General features: G+C 53.1%; 1 protein-coding gene. It reads left to right on the top strand.

The genetic code is table 11. The features are described 5' to 3' along the window. Positions 1 to 968 (top strand): YcaO-like family protein (locus AC1DU9_RS29780; RefSeq protein WP_477811267.1); only part of this gene is annotated, 968 nt, incomplete at its 5' end. Between the last annotated feature and the right edge of the window lie 514 nt (positions 969 to 1482).

The raw sequence follows: 1482 nt of genomic DNA, 5'->3' as shown, positions 1-1482 counted from the left end.
CTGGTGGCGTGTTCGCCTCGTTCGGCGCGCACCCAAGCCTGGAAGTGGCGCTGGAGCGCAGCCTGACGGAACTGCTGCAAGGTCGCAGTTTCGAAGGCCTGAACGATCTGCCTCAGCCGACCTTCGAAGGTCAGGCGGTGACTGAGCCGAACAACTTCGTCGAGCACTTTATCGATTCCAGCGGTGTGGTCTCGTGGCGCTTCTTCAGTGCCAAGCCGGATTTCGAATTCGTTGAGTGGGATTTCTCCGGTCAAGGCGAAAACTCCAATGTCGAAGAGGCCGCGACCTTGTTCGGCATTCTCGAAGACATGGGCAAAGAAGTGTACATGGCGGTCTATGAGCACATCGGCGCCAAGGCCTGCCGCATTCTGGTGCCGGATTACTCGGAAATTTATCCGGTAGAAGATTTGATCTGGGATAACACCAACAAAGCGCTGCAGTTCCGCGCCGACATCCTCAATCTGCACAACCTGAGCAAGGTCGGCCTGAGAACGCTGGCCAAGGGGCTGGAAAACAGCGAGCTGGATGATTACACCGACATCACCACCTTGATTGGCATCGAGTTCGACGACAACACGCCTTGGGGCAAGTTGACGATCCTGGAGCTGAGGCTGCTGATTTATCTCGCCTTGCAGAAGTTTGATCAGGCCAAGGATCTGGTGGAAGCCTTCTTGCAATACAACGACAACACCGTCGAGCGCGGTTTGTTTTATCAAGCCGTGAACGTCGTGCTGGAAATGCAGCTGGACGATGATCTGGAACTGAGCGACTACGAGGTCAACTTCCGTCGGATGTTCGGCAACGAGCGGATGGACGCGGCGATAGGGTCGGTGGATGGCAGCGTACGTTTCTACGGCCTGACGCCGACGAGCATGAAGCTGGAAGGGCTCGACAGGCACCTTCGCCTGATCGACAGTTACAAGAAGCTGCACATGGCGCGGGCCAGGGTGGCGACTTTATTCAGCTGACAGCGATAACAAAAAAGCACCTTGGGTGCTTTTTTGTTTTTTGGCTATGGCACGGGCTGTGGCTGCCTGTGAGGAAGCTCTTCTATATAGAGGGAAGTTCTGGCTCTTCTATATAGGCGTCCTTTGGGGCGCTTTGCTGCATTTTGCAGGTTATTGATAGATAACCTGAATCAGTGCTTGACGGCAGATTACAGATGTCTATAATTCGCCCCACTTCCGGCGCAGTCGAAACGGAAAACTCCTTGGTAAACAATGAGTTACGCAGTTTTCGGCAGCAGGTTGCTTCAGTTCATCGAAGCCGAAAGGGAGTTGAAAAAGAGGTGTTGACAGCAGCGTGTAACGCTGTAGAATTCGCCTCCCGCTGACGAGAGATCTGARGCGCAAGTGGTTGAAGTTGAAAAGGAAACTTGGAAAACTTCAGAAAATAATCACTTGACAGCAAATGAGGCTGCTGTAGAATGCGCGCCTCGGTTGAGACGAAAGATCTTAACCAACCGCTCTTTAACAACTGAAT

The organism is Pseudomonas sp. P4_C1, from assembly GCF_056402155.1.
The sequence above is the reverse complement of the archived record's forward strand: the minus strand, read 5'-3'. Positions and strand labels throughout refer to the sequence as shown.